This window comes from Micromonospora maritima (assembly GCF_902825405.1).
GTDB classification, from domain to species: domain Bacteria; phylum Actinomycetota; class Actinomycetes; order Mycobacteriales; family Micromonosporaceae; genus Micromonospora; species Micromonospora maritima.
This window is the reverse complement of sequence record NZ_CADEAU010000810.1, coordinates 1-1,568: the sequence shown is the minus strand read 5'-3', so window position 1 is coordinate 1,568 and position 1,568 is coordinate 1. Positions and strand designations below refer to the sequence as shown.

Genomic DNA, 1,568 nt, shown 5'->3' with positions numbered 1-1,568 from the left:
CGTCGCCGAGCCGGGCGCGACCGGGTCCGGGCTCGCCGACCGCCTGGCCGGACTGGGGGAGCCGGAGCGGGCCGCGCTGCTGCTGGACGTGGTCCGCGCCCGCTGTGCCACGGTCCTCGGCCACGCCGGACCGGAGCTGGTCGAGCCGCGCCGGCCGTTCAAGGACCTCGGCTTCGACTCGCTGATGGCGGTGGAGCTGAGCAACCGGCTCTCCGCCGCCACCGGCGTCCGGCTCGCCCCGCACGCGGTGTTCAACCACCCCACCCCGGAGCTGCTGGCCGCGCACCTGCACGCCCGGCTGCTCGGCACCCGCGCCACCGAGGTCGCCGACGCCACCACCGTGGCGCTCGACGAGCCGGTCGCCGTGGTCGCCATGGCCTGCCGGTTCCCCGGCGGCATCGGCTCCCCGGAGGAGCTGTGGCGGCTGCTCGACGCCGGCGGCGAGGTGATCGGCGAGCTGCCCACCGACCGGGGCTGGCCGCTGGCCGACCTGTACGACCCGGAGCCCGGCACCCCCGGCCGCACCTACACCCGCGCCGGCGGCTTCCTCACCGGCCTGGCCGACTTCGACGCCGCGTTCTTCGGCATCAGCCCCCGCGAGGCCCTGGCCATGGACCCGCAGCACCGGCTGCTGCTGGAGACGTCGTGGGAGGCGCTGGAACGGGCCGGCATCGACCCGGACACGCTGCGCGGCAGCCGTACCGGAGTGTTCGCCGGCACCCACGGGCAGGACTACACCGACCGGATCGCCCCCGGCGCCACCTCCGACGACGGGGAGACCACCGCCGACGAGGGGCACCTGCTCACCGGCACCGCCGCGAGCGTCCTGTCCGGACGGGTCGCGTACGCGCTCGGCCTGGAAGGGCCGGCGGTCACCGTGGACACCGCCTGCTCCGCGTCCCTGGTGGCGGTGCACCTGGCCGCTCAGGCGCTGCGCCAGGGCGACTGCGACCTGGCCCTCGCGGGCGGCGTGTCGGTGCTGTCCGGCCCGGCCGGGCTGACCGGGTTCAGCCGCCAGCGCGGCCTCGCCCCGGACGGCCGGTGCAAGGCGTTCGCCGAGGAGGCCGACGGGTTCGGCATGTCCGAGGGCGTCGGCGTGCTGGTGGTGGAGCGGCTCTCCGACGCCCGCCGGCGCGGCCACCCGGTGCTGGCCCTGGTGCGCGGCTCGGCGGTGAACTCCGACGGCGCGTCCAACGGCCTCACCGCCCCCAACGGGCCGTCGCAGGAACGGGTGATCCGGGCCGCGCTCGCCGCCGCCGGCCTCGACCCCGCCGACGTGGACGCGGTCGAGGCGCACGGCACCGGCACCCCGCTCGGCGACCCGATCGAGGCCGAGGCGCTGCTGGCCACCTACGGCCGGCGGCCGGACGACGTCCCGCCGCTGCTGCTCGGCTCGGTGAAGTCCAACCTCGGCCACACCCAGGCCGCCGCCGGCGTGGCCGGCGTGCTGAAGGTCGTGCTCGCCATGCGGCACGGCCGGTTGCCCCGCACGCTGCACGCCGAGCGACGCACCAGCCGGGTCGACTGGGCGGCCGGCGCGGTCGACCTGCTCACCGAGGCCCGGCCCT

General features: G+C 77.5%; 1 protein-coding gene. It reads left to right on the top strand.

The annotated features are described in order from the left end of the window. The coding region (locus tag HUW36_RS32495; protein ID WP_174531541.1) for a type I polyketide synthase at positions 1-1,568 on the top strand (1,568 nt) is incomplete at both ends.